This is a genomic window from Phenylobacterium sp. (assembly GCF_030681155.1).
GTDB lineage: Bacteria > Pseudomonadota > Alphaproteobacteria > Caulobacterales > Caulobacteraceae > Phenylobacterium.
On sequence record NZ_JAUXXE010000019.1, the window covers coordinates 33560 to 51530 of the forward strand.

15 protein-coding genes are annotated in these 17971 nt (G+C 66.6%); 5 read left to right on the forward strand and 10 right to left on the reverse strand.

Annotated elements, in window-relative coordinates; translation table 11 throughout:
- Entirely contained in the window at nt 1-1350 is a 1350-nt protein-coding gene (gene accC / locus Q8M13_RS03835; protein WP_305298322.1) for an acetyl-CoA carboxylase biotin carboxylase subunit, read from the forward strand.
- 20 nt (nt 1351-1370) lie between these two features.
- A complete protein-coding gene (gene aat, locus Q8M13_RS03840) occupies nt 1371-2018 on the forward strand; it encodes a leucyl/phenylalanyl-tRNA--protein transferase (RefSeq protein ID WP_305298323.1) in 648 nt (215 codons plus the stop codon).
- On the opposite strand, the gene Q8M13_RS03845 is transcribed toward aat, so the two are convergent.
- Both Q8M13_RS03845 and Q8M13_RS03850 read right to left on the reverse strand, forming a co-directional pair.
- Nucleotides 1958-2623, reverse strand: a complete 666-nt coding sequence (locus tag Q8M13_RS03845; RefSeq protein ID WP_305298324.1) for a DUF2155 domain-containing protein — start codon at nt 2621-2623, stop codon at nt 1958-1960. The genes aat and Q8M13_RS03845 overlap by 61 nt on opposite strands.
- A gap of 2 nt (nt 2624-2625) precedes the next feature.
- Nucleotides 2626-3021: an NADH:ubiquinone oxidoreductase subunit NDUFA12 gene (locus tag Q8M13_RS03850; protein WP_305298325.1), complete on the reverse strand. Its 396-nt coding sequence runs from the start codon at nt 3019-3021 to the stop codon at nt 2626-2628.
- A 170-nt stretch (nt 3022-3191) separates the two neighbouring features.
- Here Q8M13_RS03850 and Q8M13_RS03855 point away from each other — a divergent pair, with 170 nt between their 5' ends.
- Nucleotides 3192-5690, forward strand: coding sequence for a ribonucleotide reductase (locus Q8M13_RS03855; protein ID WP_305298326.1), 2499 nt, complete (start codon nt 3192-3194; stop codon nt 5688-5690).
- Between the two features lie 269 nt (nt 5691-5959).
- On the forward strand, nt 5960-6838 hold the full coding sequence (locus tag Q8M13_RS03860) for a pentapeptide repeat-containing protein (protein ID WP_305298328.1): 879 nt from the start codon (nt 5960-5962) through the stop codon (nt 6836-6838).
- Nucleotides 6839-6888: 50 nt separating this feature from the next.
- Here Q8M13_RS03860 and aspS read toward each other — a convergent pair whose 3' ends face one another.
- The 3 genes from aspS to parC form a co-directional block, all read right to left on the reverse strand.
- Nucleotides 6889-8667, reverse strand: a complete 1779-nt coding sequence (gene aspS, locus Q8M13_RS03865) for an aspartate--tRNA ligase (RefSeq protein ID WP_305298329.1) — start codon at nt 8665-8667, stop codon at nt 6889-6891.
- A gap of 169 nt (nt 8668-8836) precedes the next feature.
- Nucleotides 8837-10171, reverse strand: a complete 1335-nt coding sequence (locus tag Q8M13_RS03870) for a serine hydrolase (RefSeq protein ID WP_305298330.1) — start codon at nt 10169-10171, stop codon at nt 8837-8839.
- A gap of 70 nt (nt 10172-10241) precedes the next feature.
- On the reverse strand, nt 10242-12491 hold the full coding sequence (gene parC / locus Q8M13_RS03875; RefSeq protein ID WP_305298331.1) for a DNA topoisomerase IV subunit A: 2250 nt from the start codon (nt 12489-12491) through the stop codon (nt 10242-10244).
- Between the two features lie 193 nt (nt 12492-12684).
- On the opposite strand from parC, the gene Q8M13_RS03880 reads away from it, so the two are divergent.
- Nucleotides 12685-13806 carry an AI-2E family transporter gene (locus Q8M13_RS03880; RefSeq protein WP_305298332.1) on the forward strand — a complete coding sequence of 374 codons (1122 nt, stop codon included), beginning with the start codon at nt 12685-12687 and terminating at the stop codon, nt 13804-13806.
- On the opposite strand, the gene recO is transcribed toward Q8M13_RS03880, so the two are convergent.
- From recO to lepB, 5 genes are read right to left on the reverse strand one after another with little or no spacing between them, the layout of a single operon-like run.
- Nucleotides 13803-14534, reverse strand: coding sequence for a DNA repair protein RecO (gene recO / locus Q8M13_RS03885; RefSeq protein ID WP_305298333.1), 732 nt, complete (start codon nt 14532-14534; stop codon nt 13803-13805). The genes Q8M13_RS03880 and recO overlap by 4 nt on opposite strands.
- Before the next feature lie 15 nt (nt 14535-14549).
- Nucleotides 14550-15359 carry an arylamine N-acetyltransferase gene (locus tag Q8M13_RS03890; protein WP_305298334.1) on the reverse strand — a complete coding sequence of 270 codons (810 nt, stop codon included), beginning with the start codon at nt 15357-15359 and terminating at the stop codon, nt 14550-14552.
- 17 nt (nt 15360-15376) lie between these two features.
- Nucleotides 15377-16312, reverse strand: coding sequence for a GTPase Era (gene era, locus Q8M13_RS03895; protein ID WP_305298335.1), 936 nt, complete (start codon nt 16310-16312; stop codon nt 15377-15379).
- Nucleotides 16309-17007 carry a ribonuclease III gene (gene rnc, locus Q8M13_RS03900; protein WP_305298336.1) on the reverse strand — a complete coding sequence of 233 codons (699 nt, stop codon included), beginning with the start codon at nt 17005-17007 and terminating at the stop codon, nt 16309-16311. Before rnc ends, era begins: the two co-directional genes overlap by 4 nt.
- Nucleotides 17004-17783, reverse strand: coding sequence for a signal peptidase I (gene lepB / locus Q8M13_RS03905; RefSeq protein ID WP_305298337.1), 780 nt, complete (start codon nt 17781-17783; stop codon nt 17004-17006). Before lepB ends, rnc begins: the two co-directional genes overlap by 4 nt.
- Between the last annotated feature and the right edge of the window lie 188 nt (nt 17784-17971).

The following is a 17971-nucleotide window of genomic DNA, read 5'->3' on the forward strand; positions in this document are numbered from 1 at the left end:
ATGTTCGATAAAATCCTCATCGCCAATCGCGGCGAGATCGCCCTGCGGATCCATCGGGCCTGCAAGGAAATGGGTATCTCGACGGTGGCGGTCCACTCCGAGCGCGACGCGGGCGCCATGTGGGTTCGCCTGGCCGACGAAAGCGTCTGCATCGGACCAGCGTCGGCGGCCAAGAGCTACCTGAACATTCCCTCGATCATCGCCGCGGCGGAGATCACCGGCGCCCAGGCCATTCACCCAGGCTACGGGTTCCTGTCGGAAAACGCCCGGTTCGCCGAGATCGTGACCGCCCACGGCCTGACTTTCATCGGTCCGACCTCGGACCACATCAAGATGATGGGCGACAAGATCACCTCCAAGCAGGCGGTGAAGGAAGCCGGCATCCCTGTGGTTCCCGGCTCCGACGGCGCCGTCACGACCGAGGAAGAGGCTTTCGCCGCCGCCAAGGAGATCGGCTTCCCCGTGCTGATCAAGGCCGCCGCCGGCGGCGGTGGTCGCGGCATGAAGGTCGCTCAGACCCAGGAAGACCTCTACGAGGCGGTTTCCACCGCTCGCGCCGAGGCGCGTGCGGCGTTCGGCGACGACGCGGTCTATATGGAGCGCTACCTCCAGACCCCGCGCCATATCGAGATCCAGGTGATCGCCGACAAGTTCGGCAATGTCTGCCACCTCGGGGAACGCGACTGCTCGCTGCAGCGCCGCCACCAGAAGGTTCTGGAAGAAGCCCCCTCGCCCGTTATCGACGCCGCGGCCCGCGCCAAGATCGGCAAGGTCGTGGTCGATGCGGTCAAGGCCATCGGCTATCTCGGCGTCGGCACCATCGAGTTCCTGTACGAGAACGGCGAGTTCTTCTTCATCGAGATGAACACCCGCCTGCAGGTGGAACACCCGGTCACCGAAGCCATCACCGGCATCGACCTGGTCCGCGAACAGATTCGCATCGCCGCGGGCCTGCCGCTGTCGTTCCGCCAAGAGGACGTGGTCTTCGAAGGCCACGCCATCGAGTGCCGGATCAACGCCGAGAATCCGAAGACCTTCGCCCCGTCGCCGGGACTGGTCACCGACTTCCATGCCCCCGGCGGCCTGGGCGTGCGCCTCGATAGCGCGCTCTATGCCGGTTATTCGGTCCCGCCCGACTACGACAGTCTGGTTGGCAAGCTCATCGTCCATGGCCGCGACCGCGAGGAGTGCATCGCACGCCTCAACCGCTGCCTGAACGAGATGGTGGTCGGCGGCATCGAAACCTCGATCCCGTTGTTCCAAGAACTGCTGCAACAGCCCGACATCCTGGCAGGCTACTACAACATCCACTGGCTGGAACGGTGGATGAAGGCGCAGGCAGAGGCCTAGAGGATCGCCGTCAAGGCCGCATGGACACCTTCGGCCCCCGCGATCTGCTGGAGTGCTACGCGCGCGGCGTCTTCCCGATGGCCGACGCGCGGGAAGACGAAAGCGTCTTCCTGATAGACCCGGAAAAACGAGGCGTGATCCCGCTGAACGGGTTTCACGTCTCCCGGCGCCTTGCCCGCACGGTTCGCGGCGATCCGTTTGAAATCCGGATCGACAGCGCCTTCCCGCAGGTCGTGCTGGAGTGCGCCGCTTCAAAGCCCGGGCGGACCGAGACCTGGATCAATGGCGTGATCGAGCACCTCTACGCCCAACTGTTCGAGATCGGCCATGCGCACAGCGTCGAGTGCTGGCGAGAGGGCCAGTTGGTCGGCGGCCTCTATGGGGTGTCGCTAGGCGGCGCCTTCTTTGGCGAGAGCATGTTCTCGCGCGAAACCGACGCCTCGAAGATCGCCCTGGTCCATCTGGTGGCGCGGCTTGTCGCCGACGGCTTCAAGCTGCTGGACGCCCAGTTCATCACCGATCATCTGACGCAGTTCGGTACTGAGGAAATTCCCCGCGCCGAATATCATCGGCGACTGGCCAGGGCCCTGCCCGTGGCCGCCGATTTTCAGCGGGCGGCGACCGGGACCGGCGCGGCGGCCCTGCAGGTGATCAGCCAGGCGTCATAGACCGGGTGTTGCAGCGGATGCAGGCCGGGCGACGACGCGTACATCCACCCTCGGAAGGTCTGGCGCGGCGGCGGCGTCGGCTTGCCGGGCGCTGAGCGCGGCTGTGACTCCACGGTCATGTAGGCCATCGAGTCTTCGACGGCCTCGTCGCCGGCCGAGCGCTCGCAGGCCTTCACGGTGAAAACGAGGTTCTTGTAACGAACGGGCCTGCCCACCGCGGCTTCAAAGCGGATCGATTCGGCCGCGATCTTGTCCAGCGCATGGATCACCGCGACGTCGTAACGGGCGCGCTTGATCGCCGCTTCGGTGGGCTTGGCCGCAACGGTCGCCTTGGGGGGCGGCGCCGGGGTCACGTCTTCATCGTCGATGGGCGGGGGCGTGGCGATCGGCGGCGGGGCGATGACCTGCACCGGCGGCGCCTCCTCAGGCGGAGCGGCGACGGGCGGCGGGGCTGCAGGCTGAGCCGGGACGGGCGTGGGCGTGGGCGGGGCGCCGGCTGGCGGCGCAGCCGTCGGTGACGGGCCGCTCGTCGGTGGGGCTGGCTGAGCCGTGGCTGAGGTCGCGCTCAGCGCCAGCAGAACGGCGATGGTGCGAACCCGCGCCATGACTATTCGGGCCGCCAGGCCTCGTAGTCGCCAGTAGCCTTCTGGCGCTCACCGCTGCGAGCGATGGAGCCCTGCGGACGCCAGGCGTGGACGGTGCCGGTCAGGTTCGGAATATGGTCGCGTTCCCAGGACTGGCGCTTCAACGGTTCGACCGTCGGCGGCTCCTCGAAGGTGTGGTGCAGCCAGCCGTGCCAGTCAGGCGAGACCTTCGAGGCCTCGGCATAACCGTTGTAGACCACGTAGCGACGCTTGCGGCCGTCGTACGAGTCCTTGGTGTCCTTGGCTTCGTAATAGCTGTTTCCCAGCTCGTCCTTGCCGATGAATACGCCACGGCGACCCAGGGTGAAGCGGATGCCGATGGTCGCGCCGTTCCACCAGGTGAAGATATTCTTGAGCACGTTTGGGAGTTCCGAACAGAGCAGAGAGCGCGCGGACTATAGGTGTCTGGCCCGCGAGCGTCCAGCGGCGCGAGCAACGCAATATGTTGGGGATAGCACGCCCCGCGACCGCAACATGTATTGCCCGGCCGCGCGGCTCTGCCTAGACTCAGGCTCTGGGAGAGCCATTCATGCGTATTGAGGCGGCTAGGATCGAACAGCGGACGCTCGAGCGGGCCGCCAGTGTGGCCGAAGTGCTGGCTCCCGCGTCATGGACCGACGCCCGGGTGGAAGCCTGGCTCGACTGGTTGGACGAGGACGCCGATCTTCCCGCAGCGGTGTTCCGCTACGCCGAAGATCTCGTCCTTCGCGGCGACGCGGCGGGCCTGTTCGACACCGCACGGGCGCGCGCCGGCTTCCGCCGCGATCTCGCCGCCGCCATGCTGGCCGGACAACTGGCGCTGAGCGGCCCACGCGGCGGTTCGAGCGCTCCTGTGATTCAAGCCGGCGAGCCCGAGTTCGAAGGCGCGCTGACCACCTTGCGCGCCCAACATCGCGGTCGCGCCATGGCCAGAGCCGCCGTCCGCGAAATGGGCGCCCGGCTGCAGGCGGTGATGGACAGCGTCCTGCGCTGCGAAGGCGACGCAGCCGCCTGCGCCGATCCTCGCGCCAACGCCAATCTGGCCCGCAGCGCCGAAGCCGCACGCAACGCCGGCGCGACCGACGCCATGATCCTCGAGGCCATCGGCCTGGCCCGCTCGGGCGAGGCCGAATGGCTCGCCGCCACGCCGTTCCTAAACGACATCGATCGTCTGGAGCTGGTCTGCGTCACCGCTCGCACGGCGGAGTCGTCGGTCGCCAGCGCCGCCTGGGAAACCGGCGCGGTTGCATCCGCCTTTTCGCCGGAAGCCGGGCGCGGCGTCGCCGCGGCCTGGGGCGGGGTCCGCGGGGCGATCAATGTGCTCGCCTTCGGCGCCGGCAAGGACTTCAACGCCAGCGCCTTTGACTCCGCCGTCGCCCTGCTGGCGACCGCGCTCGCCGTGGCTGGCGATCAGCGCCCCGCCGCACTCGGCCTTGCCGGCGTCGCCGACTGGCTGGTGGCCCAGGGCCTATCCTACGCCTCGGAAGCCGGCCTTGAGGCCGCCCGAGACCTATACCGGCGCGCCGCTTCGGCGACTGTCGCCTCCGGCGCCAAGCTGAATGGCGGCGTGGCCGTGTTCGATGATCCGGAAATAGCCTTGCGGCTCGGCGGGCCCAGCCCATCGGCGGCGCCGTGGCTCGGGCCGATCACCGTGGCCCAGACCGAAGACGGCCCGCTGACCCGCGTGCTGTCCGAAGCCGCCCTCCAGGGGCTAAGCGCCGTCGGCGCGGACCTCGCTCAGGCGCGCGGCCACCTGCTCGGCCGCCTCGACCTTTCGGAGGCCCCAGGCGTAGACCACCCCGCACTCAACGCGCGCGGTTTCACCGACCACGAGATCGCCCAGGCTGAAGCCGCCCTGCCCTTCGCCGCCAATCTGCGCGAGGCCTTCGCCGGGATCGACGCCGGCTTCCTTTGCGACGTCTTGGGCGCCACAGACGCCGATCTCGCCAATCCAGCCTTCGATGTCCTGAAACAAGCCGGCTTCTCCGAGAGTGAGATCGCCCAGGCTGAGGACTATGCGCTGGGGTCCGGCGCCCTCTCCGAGGCTGACTTCCTCACGCCCGCCCAACAGGCCGTGTTCCAGACCGCTGATGATCTGGGCCCAGAGCCCTATTTCGCCCTGCTGACTGCGATCGCCCACGCCTTGGCGGTCCCGGCCATGGCCGAGGTGGAACTGGAGTGGGACACCACGCCGTCCGACGCGCGCGACCTGATGGCGCTGGCTGCTCATGCCGGCGTCCCGGCGATCCGCCTGCGCCGCGCGGCCGCGCCCGCCAACCTCGTGCTAGATCTTCCCAAGGTCGCCGAACCCGCCACCCGCACGCTGCGAGAGCCGCCGCCCGAGGCAGAGGAACGGCCGAGCCAGGAACGGATCATCGAGCGCCTCGTCGAACGCGAACGCACACGCCGCAAACTGCCCGATCGGCGCAAGGGCTACATCCAGAAGGCCGCCGTGGGAGGCCACAAGGTCTACCTCCACACAGGCGAGTACGACGACGGCGAACTCGGCGAGATCTTCATCGACATGCACAAGGAAGGCGCCGCCTTCCGCTCTTTGATGAACAATTTCGCGATCGGCATCTCCATCGGCCTCCAGTATGGCGTGCCCTTGGAGGAGTTCGTCGACGCCTTCGTGTTCACGCGCTTCGAACCGGCCGGGCCGGTGACCGGCAACGACTCCGTGCGCTCGGCCACCTCGATCCTCGACTACCTGTTCCGCGAGCTCGGCGTCTCCTACCTGGGCCGCCAGGATCTGGCCAACGCTGACCCCGGCGAGCTGAACGCCGACGGCCTGGGCCACGGCAAGTTCGACGAAGCCGATGAGCCGCAACCGGCTTCTCACTTCATCTCCCGCGGCTTCGCCCGGGGGGCGGCGCCTGACAATCTGGTCTTCCTGCCGAGCGCTTCGCGCGGGCCCGGCGCCGGGACAGTGGAGGCCGACGTCTGCGCGGCCTGCGGCGATGTCGCGGTTGTCCGCAAGGGCGCCAGCCTGATCTGCGAGACCTGCGGCACGCGCGCGGGTCAGCACGGCGGCGACATGACCGGCTGATTTCGCCGCCGGTCGGGGCCCGTGTGCACTGGGGGAATTTTTGCTCCCATCAGATCTCGCACGACGAATTTTGTCGCCCAGCCGACAAATCGCGCATGGCGCGTGTCGCCAATACTACTGCGCCGCGCATAGCTCCCGGTTGTCGCCCGTTGACCGAGCAGACTTGCCGCGTGCGAGTACAGCTAAGCTGCTGACAATTACCGCGAATTAAGTAGCGCTTGCGCGGCGCCGGGGGCACATCTCCGAGCATGGACCCTACGCCCCGAGCCATGACACCGCGCTTGCGCCGCTTCGCCTTGACCCTAACCGCCCTGCTCGGCGCCGCCTCGGCGCTCGCCCCCGCCGCCGCGAACGCGAGCATGGGCGACAAGGACGTGGCGCGGATGGTGTCGTTCGGCGGCGCGTGCGCCAAGTGCGAACTCTCCGGCCGCAAGCTCAACGGCGCCCAGTTCGTGGGCGCGAACTTCGCCGGCGCGGCCCTGGTCGGCTCTGATCTGCGCGACGCCCGCTTCATGGGCGCCAATTTTTCTGGCGCAGATCTCTCGCGAGCCGATCTGTCCGACGCTCAGATGGTGGGGTCGAACTTCGGCCGCGCCATCCTGACCGACGCGCGCCTTCGGTCCGTCGAGGCCAATGGGGTCAATTTCGGCTCGGCCAACCTTGCCCGCGTCGACATGCGCGACGCTCAGGCGGCCGGCTCGAACTTCTCGCGCGCCACCCTGACCGACGCGCGGCTTCAAGCTGCCGACATGGTGGCCGCCAATTTCAGCAAGACCAATGCGCGCGGCGCCAACTTCCGCGACTCGGTGCTGACCAGCGCGACCTTCACCGCCGGTGCGTTTGAAAACGCCTCGTTCCGCGACGCCGACCTAAGCGCGGCGAACCTGACTGGCGCGACGTTCGCCGGGTCCGACTTCCGCGGCGCCAGCCTGCAATCGGCCAATATCACCGGCGTGGATCTGTCGCGGGTACGGGGGCTGGACCAGGACCAATTGGACGAAGCCTGCGCCGACACCGCAACCAGGGTCCCGTCGGGCCTCATCGCCAAGAGCTGCCGTGGCGGGGGGCGTGTCCGTTACGCCGCGCCAGCGCCGCCGAAAGCCCCCGCCCCGCCGGCTGCGCCACGCTATCTCGTCGCCGTAGACTAGGCGCAGGCGGCCCCGGAGAGGAGCCGCCCAGCCGTAATAGCTGCTCGCCCCTAGACCTTGATCGGGGGAGCGACGCGGATGTGCAGTTCCTTGAGCTGCTTTTCCAGCACCTCTGACGGCGCGTTCATCAACAGGTCCTGACCCTGCTGGTTCAGCGGGAAGGCGATGACTTCGCGGATCGCCGTCTGGCCGGCCAGCAGCATGACGATGCGGTCGATGCCGGGGGCCAGACCACCGTGCGGCGGCGCGCCATGGCGGAAGGCGTTCAGCATGCCGCCGAACTCTTCCTCGACGACTTCGGGGCCGTAGCCGGCGATCTCGAAAGCCTTCAGCATCAGGTCCGGGCGGTGGTTCCGGATCGCGCCGGAGCACAGCTCATAGCCATTGCAGACGATGTCGTACTGGTAGGCCAGGATGTCCAAGGGATCCTTGGTCTCCAGCGCTTCCAATTCGCCCTGCGGCATCGAGAATGGGTTGTGCGAGAAGTCGACGTGGTTCGACTCCTCGTTCATCTCGTACATCGGGAAGTCAACGATCCAGACGAACTCGAAGCGGGTCTCGTCGATCAGGTTCAGGTCCGTGCCGACCTTGGTCCGAGCCGAACCGGCGAACTTGTAGAAGACCTTCGGATCGCCGGCGACGAAGAAGGCCGCGTCCCCGCGTCCCAGGCCCAGCTGGCCCATGACCGCGTCCGTGCCCTCAGCCCCCAGGTTCTTGGCGATCGGGCCGCCCCAGGCGCCCTGGTCTTCGCTCCAGAAGATATAGCCGAGGCCAGGCTGGCCCTCGCCCTGCGCCCAGCTGTTCATGCGGTCGCAGAACGCGCGGCTGCCGCCCTTCGGCGCCGGGATCGCCCAGACGGCGTTCTTGCTGTCTTCCAGAATGCGGGCGAACAGGCCAAAGCCGCCGCCGCGGAAGCGCTCGGACACGTCCTGCATGACCAGCGGGTTGCGCAGGTCGGGCTTGTCGCTGCCGTACTTGGAGATCGACTCCCGATACGGAATACGCGGGAACGGGTACGGGGTGACGGTCTTGCCTTCACCGAACTCTTCAAAGACGCCGTGCATCACCGGCTCGATCGCCGCGAACACGTCTTCCTGGGTGACGAAGCTCATCTCGACGTCGAGCTGGTAGAATTCGAGGCTGCGGTCAGCGCGCAGGTCCTCATCGCGGAAGCAGGGCGCGATCTGGAAGTAGCGGTCGAAACCGGCGACCATCAGCAGTTGCTTGAACTGCTGGGGCGCCTGCGGCAGCGCATAGAATTTCGACGGGTGCAGACGCGAAGGCACCAGGAAGTCCCGCGCGCCTTCCGGCGAGGAGGCCGTCAGGATCGGCGTCTGATATTCCAGGAAGTCCTGGGCGATCATCCGGTTGCGGATCGAGTGGATGACCTTCGAACGCAGCACGATGTTCTTGTGCAGGGTCTCGCGGCGCAGGTCGAGATAGCGGTGCTTTAGCCGCAGCTCTTCTGGGTATTCCGGCTCGCCGAAGACCGGCAGCGGCAGCTCGGCGGCTTCCGAAAGCACTTCGACCGTCCGCACGCGCACCTCGACCTCGCCGGTCGGCAGGTTGGCGTTCACGGTCTCCGGCGAACGGGCCACGACGTCGCCGTCGATACGGATCACGCTCTCGGCGCGCAGGCGCTCGACCGTCGCAAAACCGGGGGTCTCGGGGCTGATCACCAGCTGGGTCAGGCCGTAGTGGTCGCGCAGGTCGATGAAGACCAGACCGCCATGGTCACGCTTACGGTGGATCCAGCCCGAAAGGCGGACGGTCTTACCCGTGTCGGCGGCGCGAAGAGCGCCCGCGGTATGGCTGCGGTAGGCGTGCATTTTGGAGTCGCAAACGGCTGAAAATGAGGCGCGGAAGACCGCATGTGGGGGCCGGAAAGTCAAGGCAAGGCTGGCCGACCCGCAACGATGCCGCCAGGCGATGCGCCGCCGCGCATCGCCCCTCACCTAACCTCTCGCGAAGGAGAGGAACTCTGTGTGACTGCTGCGCCTACTTCGCCGGGTTGGTCAGGGCTTGGTAGACCAAGGTCCGACTGAGGGCGCCCAGATCACCACCGCCGGTCCCGCCATAGCGCTGGATCATGCCGACGAAGACCACGTCGTTGGTCGGGTCGGCCCAGAACCAGGTGCCGGCCGCGCCGCCCCAGCTCATCGTGCCCTTCCCCTCCAGGGTTCCAGCCTTGCGCGGATCATTGACCACCATGAAGTCGAGACCAAAGCCGACATGTTGATTGAAGCTGTTGCTCACCGAGCCGTTCGAAGATACCAGCGCCGCTTCGGGAATGACGTTGGTCCCCATCAGTTCGACGGTGGCGGGCGCCAGGATACGCACGCCGCCCAACTCGCCTCCGTTGACGATCATCTGGGCGAACCGGGCGTAGTCGCTCGTGGTCGAGACTAGGCCGCCGCCGCCCGATTCCATGCCGGGCTTGCTGACGAAGCTCGGCACAGGAGAGCCGAACAGCGTCTTGGCCTCCTCGATCTTCCCGGTCTCCTGGTTGCCGATATAGACCGCCGCCAACCGCGGAGCCTTCGCCTGGCCGGTGCTGAAGGCTGTGTCCGTCATTTTCAGCGGCTTGAAGATGCGGCTCTCGAAGAACTCCCCCAGAGTCTGGCCCGACAACTTCTCGACGATATGGCCCTGGAGATCGACGGCGACCGAATAGCTCCATTGCTCTCCCGGCTGATAGATCAGCGGAATGGCGGCGACCTTGGTGGTCATTTCCTGAAGGCTGCTCGAGCCCAGTACCCGCTGTTCGCGGAACATCTGGTCGACCGGATGCTTGTCGCTCAGCCCATAGCCGAAACCGGCCGTGTGGCTCATCAGCTCGCGCATGGTCGGCGGGCGACGGACAGCCTCAAGGATCGGCTGGCCCTTGGCGTCGACACCCTTCCAGACCTTCAGATCCTTGAACTCCGGAATATACTTGGTGACCGGATCATCGAGCTTCCACCTGCCCTCTTCGAACAGGATCATCATGGCCACGCCGGTGATCGGCTTGGTCATTGAATAGATGCGGAAGATCTCGTCCTTCGGCATCGGCTGGCCGGTTTCCAGGCTGGCCTTGCCGTAGGTATTGAAGGCCACGACCTTGCCGTGCCGCGCCAGCAGCGTGGTCATCCCCGCCACCCGGCCATCGGCCACCGCCTTCGCCATCGCGGCGTCGAGGCGTTTCAGACGCTGGCTGTCGAAGCCGACCGCCTCAGGGCTGGCGGCGGGCGCCAGCGCCGCAGCCTTGGCCTGGGCATGAGCGGCTGGCGCCGTGGCCAGACCGATCGACACCGCCGCCAAGGCGCTCGCAAGCAGATGCATCCTGCGCGTCATACGCTTCCCCCCATTTGTTGTTGAGGTGGAGCTTAGCGGCGCCTTAGGCGCCCGCAAGACGCGATGACGGCTACTTAGGCTTGAAACGCTTGCTGGTCGGGAAACCCTTGGGCGCCAGCTTGCCGGCGGCGGCGCGCTTGGCCAACCAGTCTCGCCATTCGCCCCAGACACGGGTGCGGCCAGCCGAATCGATCCAGGTCGCCCCGTCCAGAGCGTTGAAGACGATCGCGTCGCGAAGGCCGCCCTCGCGGTAGCTCTGCAGCTTCACACCCTTGCCGCGCGGCATTTCCGGCAGTTCGGCCAGCGGGAAGATCAGCACCTTGCCGTTGTCGCCGATCACGCCCAGGTGGTCGCCGGCGACCGGCATGGCGAAGGCCGCGCCCTTGGTCCCAGCGTTCAGCACCTGCTTGCCCGCGCGGCGGAAGCTGATCGCCTCCTCCTCCGGCAGGATAAAGCCGTAGCCCTCCTTGGACGCGATTACGCGCTTGGTGCCCGGCTTGTGCGGGAACATGTCGATGATGTCGGTCTTGTCGTCGAGGTCGAGCATCAGACGCAGCGGTTCGCCATGACCGCGCGCGCCGGGAAGCTTGTCGCAGCCGATGGTGAAGAACCGGCCATCCGAAGCGAAGATCAGCAGCTTGTCAGTGGTCTCGGCCGGCACGATCAGGCCGAGCTTGTCGCCTTCCTTGAACTTCAGTTCCGACGGGTCTTCGACCTTGCCCTTGGCGGCGCGGATCCAGCCGCGCTCGGACAGGATGACGGTGATCGGCTCGCGCACGATCATCGCCTCGATGGCGGCTTCGGCGTCCACCACCGGGGCGGTGTCGAAGATCGAGCGGCGCTTGCCCAGCTTGGTGTCGGGGCCCAGGATCGCGCGCACGTCCTTCAGGCCCACGCCGACCAGCTTCCACTGGGCGGGCTCCGAGGCCAGCATCTTCAGCAGCCCGGCGCGTTCCTCGGCCAATTCGGCGTGCTCGCGGCGAAGCTCCATCTCCTCCAGCTTGGCCAGTTGGCGCAGCCGGGTGTTGAGGATGGCGTCGGCCTGGATGTCGGAAAGCTCGAAAGCCTCGATCAACTTGGCCTTGGGCTCGTCCTCGTAGCGGACGATGCGGATCACCTCGTCCAGATTGAGGAAGGCGATGACCAAGCCGTCCAAGATGTGCAGACGGGCTTCGATCTTATCCAGTCGGAAGCGGGCCCGGCGGACCAGCACTTCACGGCGGTGATCAAGGAAGGCGCGCAGCGCCTGCCGCAGCCCCATGACGCCGGGCGAACCGCGGGCGTCCAGCACGTTCATATTGACCGGGAAACGCGTCTCCAGCGCCGAGAGCTTGAACAGGCTCTCCATCAGCACTTCGGGCTCGACGTTGCGGTTCTTCGGTTCGATGACCAGGCGCACGTCCTCGGCGCTCTCATCACGAACATCGCCCAGCAGCGGGGCTTTCTTGGTCTCGATCAGGTCGGCCAGCTGCTCGACCAGATCAGCCTTCTTCACCTGATAGGGGATCTCGGTGACGACGATCTGGTAGGTACCGCGACCGGTCTCTTCCTTTTCCCATAGCGCCCGCACCCGGATGCCCCCGCGCCCAGTGGCGTAGGTTTCCAGCATGCTTTCGCGCGGCTCGACGATCACGCCGCCGGTCGGGAAGTCTGGCCCCTGGACGTGCTGCATCAACCGCGCGGTGTCGGCGTTCGGGTCTTCCAGCAGCACCAGGCAGGCGTCGATCAGTTCAGCGGCGTTGTGCGGCGGGATCGAGGTCGCCATGCCCACGGCGATGCCGCTGGAGCCGTTGGCCAGCAGGTTGGGGAAGCCGGCCGGCAGCACCACCGGCTCTTCATCTTCACCGTCATAGGTCGGGCGGAAGTCGACCGCGTTCTCATCGATCCCGTCGAGCAGCAACTGCGCGGCGACGGTGAGCTTGCACTCGGTGTACCGCATGGCCGCGGCGTTATCGCCGTCGATATTGCCGAAGTTCCCCTGGCCATCGACCAGCGGATAGCGCTGAGCGAAATCCTGGGCCAGGCGGACCAACGCCTCATAGACCGCCACGTCCCCGTGCGGGTGATACTTACCGATCACGTCGCCGACCACGCGGGCGCACTTCTTGGCCGTGGTGTTCGGGTCCAGCCGAAGCTGGCGCATGGCGTACATCAACCGGCGGTGGACGGGTTTCATCCCGTCGCGGACGTCAGGCAGAGCGCGGCCGGTGATGGTGGAGAGCGCATAGGCGAGGTAGCGCCGAGACAGGGCCTCGGTCAGCGGTTCGTCGATAATGCGGTCGCCGTCGCCGTCACCCGGCGGAGGGATGTGCTTGGTCATGTCGAATCAAACTCGGAGTTCAGTCCACTTCTAGCGGGCGCCGCAGCGGAAGTCGCCGCGACGCATGGACTCTCATCGCACAGGACGCAACCGCGCTGAGCGATGGCGGCCAACTATGCCTCGCCCTGGGCAGACACCCTAGCTTCCTGGGCGAAGTAAAGCGCCCTAAGCTGCGCCCAGAGGGGACAAGCAGATGGACCCGCCGGCGCCCAATCCCGTCGATCCGCCTTCGCGCGCGAAGATGGTCGACACTGTCATTCAGATCGGGCTGCTGGGCCTGCTGATCTACGCCTGCGCGCGGATCGTGCTGCCCTTCGCCGGCATACTCGCCTGGTCGATGGTGTTGGCGGTGATGCTGCACCCCCTGCATGTGCGACTGGCCTCCCGGGTCGGAAATCGCGGGTCGGCGGTATTGATCGGCGTTGTCGGAGTCGTGGTGACCCTGATCCCGGTCGCCCTCGTCGCCGCCTCTCTCGCCTCGTCAGTCCACTGGCTGATCTCCGGACTGGAGAACCACAGCCTGACCATGCCGGCCCCGCCGCCTCGGCTCGCCGACCTGCCGCTGGTCGGTGAAAAGCTGTCAGAGACCTGGGTGCTGATCCTCACGGACGTCCCCAGCGCGGTTCAGAAATATGCTGGAAAGCTGAGCGGCCCGGCCACGTGGCTGGCCTCGTTCGCTGCGCGGCTGGCGGTGGACGAGCTATCGTTCGTGCTTTCCTTCGCGATCGCCGCCGTGCTTCTCGCCTATGGCAGAGGCGCGGCCGCCTTCGCCGAGCACCTGCTGGAGTTCATGACCGGCAATGGAGGCCGCGGGCCCCGGCTCACCGCTCTCACCGCCGCGACCGTGCGCGGGGTCGCCATCGGGGTCGTCGGCGTGGCCGCGATCCAGGCTATCCTGCTCGGCGTCGGCTTCTTCGCGATCGGCCTCCCGGGCGCGGGTCTGCTGATGGTGATCGCCCTGTTCTTTGGAATCGTGCAGGTGCCGGCTGCGCTGCTGATCTTGCCGGTGGTCGTCTACGTCTTCGTCACCAAGGATACGGTCCCCGCCGTCATCTTCACGGCCTGGACCCTGATCGCCGGCTTCAGCGACAGCGCCCTCAAGCCCCTGATGCTCGGACGCGGGCTGGAGGTTCCAATGCCGGTCATCCTGGTCGGGGTGATCGGGGGGCTGCTGGCCGACGGCATGCTCGGCCTGTTCGTCGGGCCCGTGGTGTTGGCGGTGGGCTATGTGCTGTTCATGGAATGGGTGCAGTTGCACCCGCCCCCGAACGACGCGAGCCAAGGCGAGGATCCGCCCGCCCAGATCACGTCCTAGAGGCGCTGGGCGTCGGTCAACCGGTCCACCAGCCAGACCCGCGCCGGCGGCAGCGGGCGGTTCAACGGGCCAAACACGAACAGCTCCAGGAAGTGCGCTGTCAGATCGAGACCGGCGCGCACATCGCCCGGCGATAGCCCGCCCTGCGAAGACAGCATGAACGGCGGCAAGGCCAGGAGCCTGTCCTTATAAGGCTCGCCGGCTGTCCGGCTGACGGCCCGGCCGGTCCGTGGGCTGACATAGACCAGGTCGTCGAGGGAGCCAGTGGCGGCGCACTTCGAGAGATCGAGACCAAAGCCCAGGTCCTGCAACAGCCCGGCCTCGAACCGCACGAACACCGCCGGCCAGATGTCGGGCATCAGCAGGGCCGAGCTCAGCGCCTCGAACGCCAGGAACGCGCCCGGATGCGGCTCTCGCTCCGGCAGGGCGGCGGCGGCGACCGCCGCGGCCGCCGATAGGCCGGCCAAGGCCATAGGGTCGTCAAACAAGGCCGCGGGTCCCTCCCCCACCGGCTCGAGCTGCGCTGACCCAAGCTGATCGGAAACCCTGGCCCGATAGTGAACGATGGTCCGCGCGCCAGCCTGCAGAAGGGGCTTCATGCGCCGCGACGCCCCGCCGGCCACGTGAGCGGCCCACTTGCCGTGGTGGGCGGTCAGCAGTTCGACGATGGCGCCGGTCTCCCCATGAACCCGGGCCGACAGCACATAGGCGTCGTCCTCAAATTCCACGAGCGGAACGCCCCATCATCCGCCCGCCGCGACGGCGCGTTCGAACAGCGGCGTCCAGTCGGGCTGAACCGAAAGGCCGAAGGTCTCGGCGAGAACCCCGCCAATCTCATCGGCGGCGAGCAGCCGCCGCTCGACCGTTCCATCAGTCTTGCGGATGGTCAGGCGGTTGTGGAGCAGATTGTAGCGGGCCTGCGGCGTGGTCCGCGAGACCATCAGATTGTGCCGGAAGTGCGAGCTCGGATGGGTCGCGGTAAACCAGTTGGGCAGGTCATAGTCGACGTCCAGCTGGACCTCGCGGGACAGTTGATAGACCGGCGTCCAGACCTCGCCGATGAGCGCCTGGAGCGCGATGTCTTCGCCCTCGGGAACCATGCGGAACGTCTCATGCGGGGTCGGCTGCGGCTCGATGATCCCGAATTTCAGCGGTGCGGTCAGGACCAGCCCGCCGAAGCCGACATCGGCGTACCAGGGCTCGTCGTCGATGGTGACCCACAACCCCATGTGGGTGCGGGCACGCGGCGACGCTTCCGCCGGCGCCCCCCATTGGACGCGGGCGATCAGGCCCTCGACCTCGAAGCCCAGCGCCAGCAGGACACGCTTGAAGAGGCCGTTCTGCTCGTAACAGTAGCCGCCCCTTTCCGCCGTGATCAGCTTGGCGTCGACCGCGGCCGGGTCCAGGTCAATCCCCCGATCCAGCAGGACGTCGATCGCCTCGAAGGGGATCGCGGCCGGATGCAGCAGATGCAGCGCACGCAGGGTTTCAAGCGTGGGCGTGCGCGGCCCGTCATAGCCGATGCGGGCGAAATAGGCGTCGAGGTCGATCATATCGCCTACCTATGGGCTCAGACGTCGAAGTCCAGGCCCACGTCGCCGTAGAACTCGCGCTTGTCGGCCCAGCGTTCGTCGACCTTCACGTGCAGGAACAGGTGCACGGGGCGCTCAAGCAGTTCGGTCAGTTCTTCGCGGGACTTCTGGCCGATCCACTTCAGGGTCTGGCCGTTCTTGCCCAGGATGATCGGGCGCTGGCTCTCGCGCTCGACGTAGATCGACTGTTCGATCCGCACCGAGCCGTCCTTGCGCTCCTCGAAGGCGGTGGTTTCGACGGCCGCCGCATAGGGCAGCTCCTCGTGAACCCGCAGGAACAGCTTCTCGCGCGTGATCTCGGCGGCCAGCAGGCGCACCGGCAGGTCGGCGGTCTGTTCCTCCGGATAGAGCCAGGGGCTCTCCGGCATCAGTTGGGCCAGCCTAGCCTTCAAGTCATCCACGCCCTGGCCGTCAGCGGCCGAGATCATGAACACCTCGGAATAGACCCCGGTCTCGAACAGGCGCTGGGCCAGGGCGAGCAACGTGTCGCGGCGCATGCCGTCGATCTTGTTGAGCGCGAGGATGGCCTTCTTGCCGGACCGCTGCAGACCTTCAACGATCGAGGCGACGTCAATGGCCGAACGCTTGTCGGCCGATTTCGCGCCCGGTTCAGCGGACGCCAGCTCGGCGACGGAATCGACCAGGTGAACGATGGTGTCGGCTTCTTCGGCCCCGCCCCAGGCGGAGCGGACCATGGCGCGGTCCAGGCGCCGGCGCGGCGCGAAGATACCGGGAGTGTCGACGAGAATGATCTGGGTCTCACCGGCCATGGCCACGCCACGTACGGGGAAACGGGTGGTCTGGACCTTCTGAGTCACGATGGAGACCTTGGCCCCCACCAGACGGTTGGTCAGAGTCGACTTCCCCGCATTCGGGGCTCCGATGATCGCGGCGAAGCCGGCGCGGGTGGTCATAGAGGTCCTTCTCGTTTCAACAACATTTTCAGGGCCGCGGCTTTTTCGGCCTCTTGGCGGGACGGCCCCGGGGCAAGCTCGGGCTCGTAATCGCCGACAGTCACCGAGACGGTGAACGAGGGCGCGTGATCGGGGCCTTCACGGCCCACGACCTTGTAGGCTGGAAGAGCCATACCACGTCCCTGGGCCCATTCCTGCAACTGGGTCTTCGGATCCTTGATCCGCGGTTCGTCCAGGCGGGCGAATTCCTCGGTCCAGAACTCCAGGAAGAAGGCCCGGGCGGCCTCCAGCCCATCGTCGATATAGAGCGCGCCGATCAGCGCCTCGCAGGCGTCGCCCAGAACGGTGTCCTTGTCGCGAGCCCCGATCTTGGTGGCGCTGGCCGCCATCCGCAGGGCGTTGGGCAGGCCGATCCGCCGCGCGACCCGGGCGCAGGCGTGATAGTTCACGAGCCCAGCCATGAGCCGGCTCATTTCGCCTTCGCGCGCATCTGGATTGAGCGCCATCAGGCGTTCGGCCGCGAGCAGGTTGAGCACCCGGTCGCCCAGGAACTCCAGCCGCTCGTAGTGGCGCACCTTCAACGCCCCGTCTCCCACGCTGGCGTGGGTCAGGGTGCGTTCCAGAAGCTCGCGGTCCTGAAAAGTGTGGCCGATCCGGCCCTCAAGCTCGGCGACCGCTGCTTCGCGCTTGTTCATTGAAGGACGGTGAAGAAACGCTCAGGCCGGGCGTTGAGCACCCAGGTCCAGGGCTTGAAGAGCGATGCGCCGGGATTCCAGGACAGCAGAATGATCTGCGCCTTGCCGACCAGATTCTCGGCGGGCACGAAGCCGACGCCCATCTCGGAAGGCACTCTACTGTCGAGCGAGTTGTCGCGGTTGTCGCCCATAAAGAAGTAGTGGCCTTCAGGGACGACGAAGGTCTGGGTGTTGTCCACCTCGCCATCCGGACCGAAGTCATAGGTCACGAACTGGCGACCATTTGGGAAGGTTTCCTTGTAGCGCTGGACGTTACGCGTGAAGCCGTAGCCGGAATCGATCATCACCGGCGGCAACGCCTCGCGCGGAACTTCCTTGTCGTTGATCCACAAGCGGCCTTCACGCATCTGCACCCGGTCGCCGGGCAGGCCGATCAGGCGCTTGATGTAGTCGGTGCGGCCGTCGCGCGGCAGCTTGAAGACGATCACGTCGCCGCGGTTAGGGACGCGCTCCATGAGCCGGCCATCGAAGATCGGCGGGCTGAACGGGATCGAGTGGCGCGAGTAGCCGTAGGAATATTTGGAGACGATGATGTAGTCGCCCTCGAGCAGCGTCGGCTCCATCGAGGCCGACGGGATCGTGAAGGGCTGGAAGAACAGCACGCGCAGGAACAGCGCGATAAGCAGGGCGTAGGCGACCGTTTTCACGATCTCCACGAACTCGTTCATGGCGCCGGATTTGTCCGGAGCATCCGAGGTCTTTGCGCTGTCGGTCATCATGGGTCCTGCGATTTGTCCGAAACTGACGGACATTTTGCCTAGCTAGACGCTGCATACGCTGGGAGCAAGCGCGCCGCCCGTGAACTCTGTGTCACGCGCCGTAAAGGCGCAGGTGACGCCCGGCGCCAAGAAGAAGGCGATCCGACCCTCGGCGCGATTGCAGCGGAGCTTACAGGGTCTATGAG

Bases quoted from the DNA above. Each gene is read 5' to 3' on its own strand.
- parC (WP_305298331.1), bottom strand. From the start codon at position 12,491: ATGACCAAGCACATCCCTCCGCCGGGTGACGGCGACGGCGACCGCATT.
- Q8M13_RS03860 (WP_305298328.1), top strand. From the start codon at position 5,960: ATGACACCGCGCTTGCGCCGCTTCGCCTTGACCCTAACCGCCCTGCTC.
- Q8M13_RS03855 (WP_305298326.1), top strand. From the start codon at position 3,192: ATGCGTATTGAGGCGGCTAGGATCGAACAGCGGACGCTCGAGCGGGCC.
- accC (WP_305298322.1), top strand. From the start codon at position 1: ATGTTCGATAAAATCCTCATCGCCAATCGCGGCGAGATCGCCCTGCGG.
- era (WP_305298335.1), bottom strand. From the start codon at position 16,312: ATGACCACCCGCGCCGGCTTCGCCGCGATCATCGGAGCCCCGAATGCG.
- aat (WP_305298323.1), top strand. From the start codon at position 1,371: ATGGACACCTTCGGCCCCCGCGATCTGCTGGAGTGCTACGCGCGCGGC.
- lepB (WP_305298337.1), bottom strand. From the start codon at position 17,783: ATGACCGACAGCGCAAAGACCTCGGATGCTCCGGACAAATCCGGCGCC.
- Q8M13_RS03880 (WP_305298332.1), top strand. From the start codon at position 12,685: ATGGACCCGCCGGCGCCCAATCCCGTCGATCCGCCTTCGCGCGCGAAG.
- Q8M13_RS03870 (WP_305298330.1), bottom strand. From the start codon at position 10,171: ATGACGCGCAGGATGCATCTGCTTGCGAGCGCCTTGGCGGCGGTGTCG.
- aspS (WP_305298329.1), bottom strand. From the start codon at position 8,667: ATGCACGCCTACCGCAGCCATACCGCGGGCGCTCTTCGCGCCGCCGAC.
- Q8M13_RS03890 (WP_305298334.1), bottom strand. From the start codon at position 15,359: ATGATCGACCTCGACGCCTATTTCGCCCGCATCGGCTATGACGGGCCG.
- Q8M13_RS03845 (WP_305298324.1), bottom strand. From the start codon at position 2,623: ATGGCGCGGGTTCGCACCATCGCCGTTCTGCTGGCGCTGAGCGCGACC.
- rnc (WP_305298336.1), bottom strand. From the start codon at position 17,007: ATGAACAAGCGCGAAGCAGCGGTCGCCGAGCTTGAGGGCCGGATCGGC.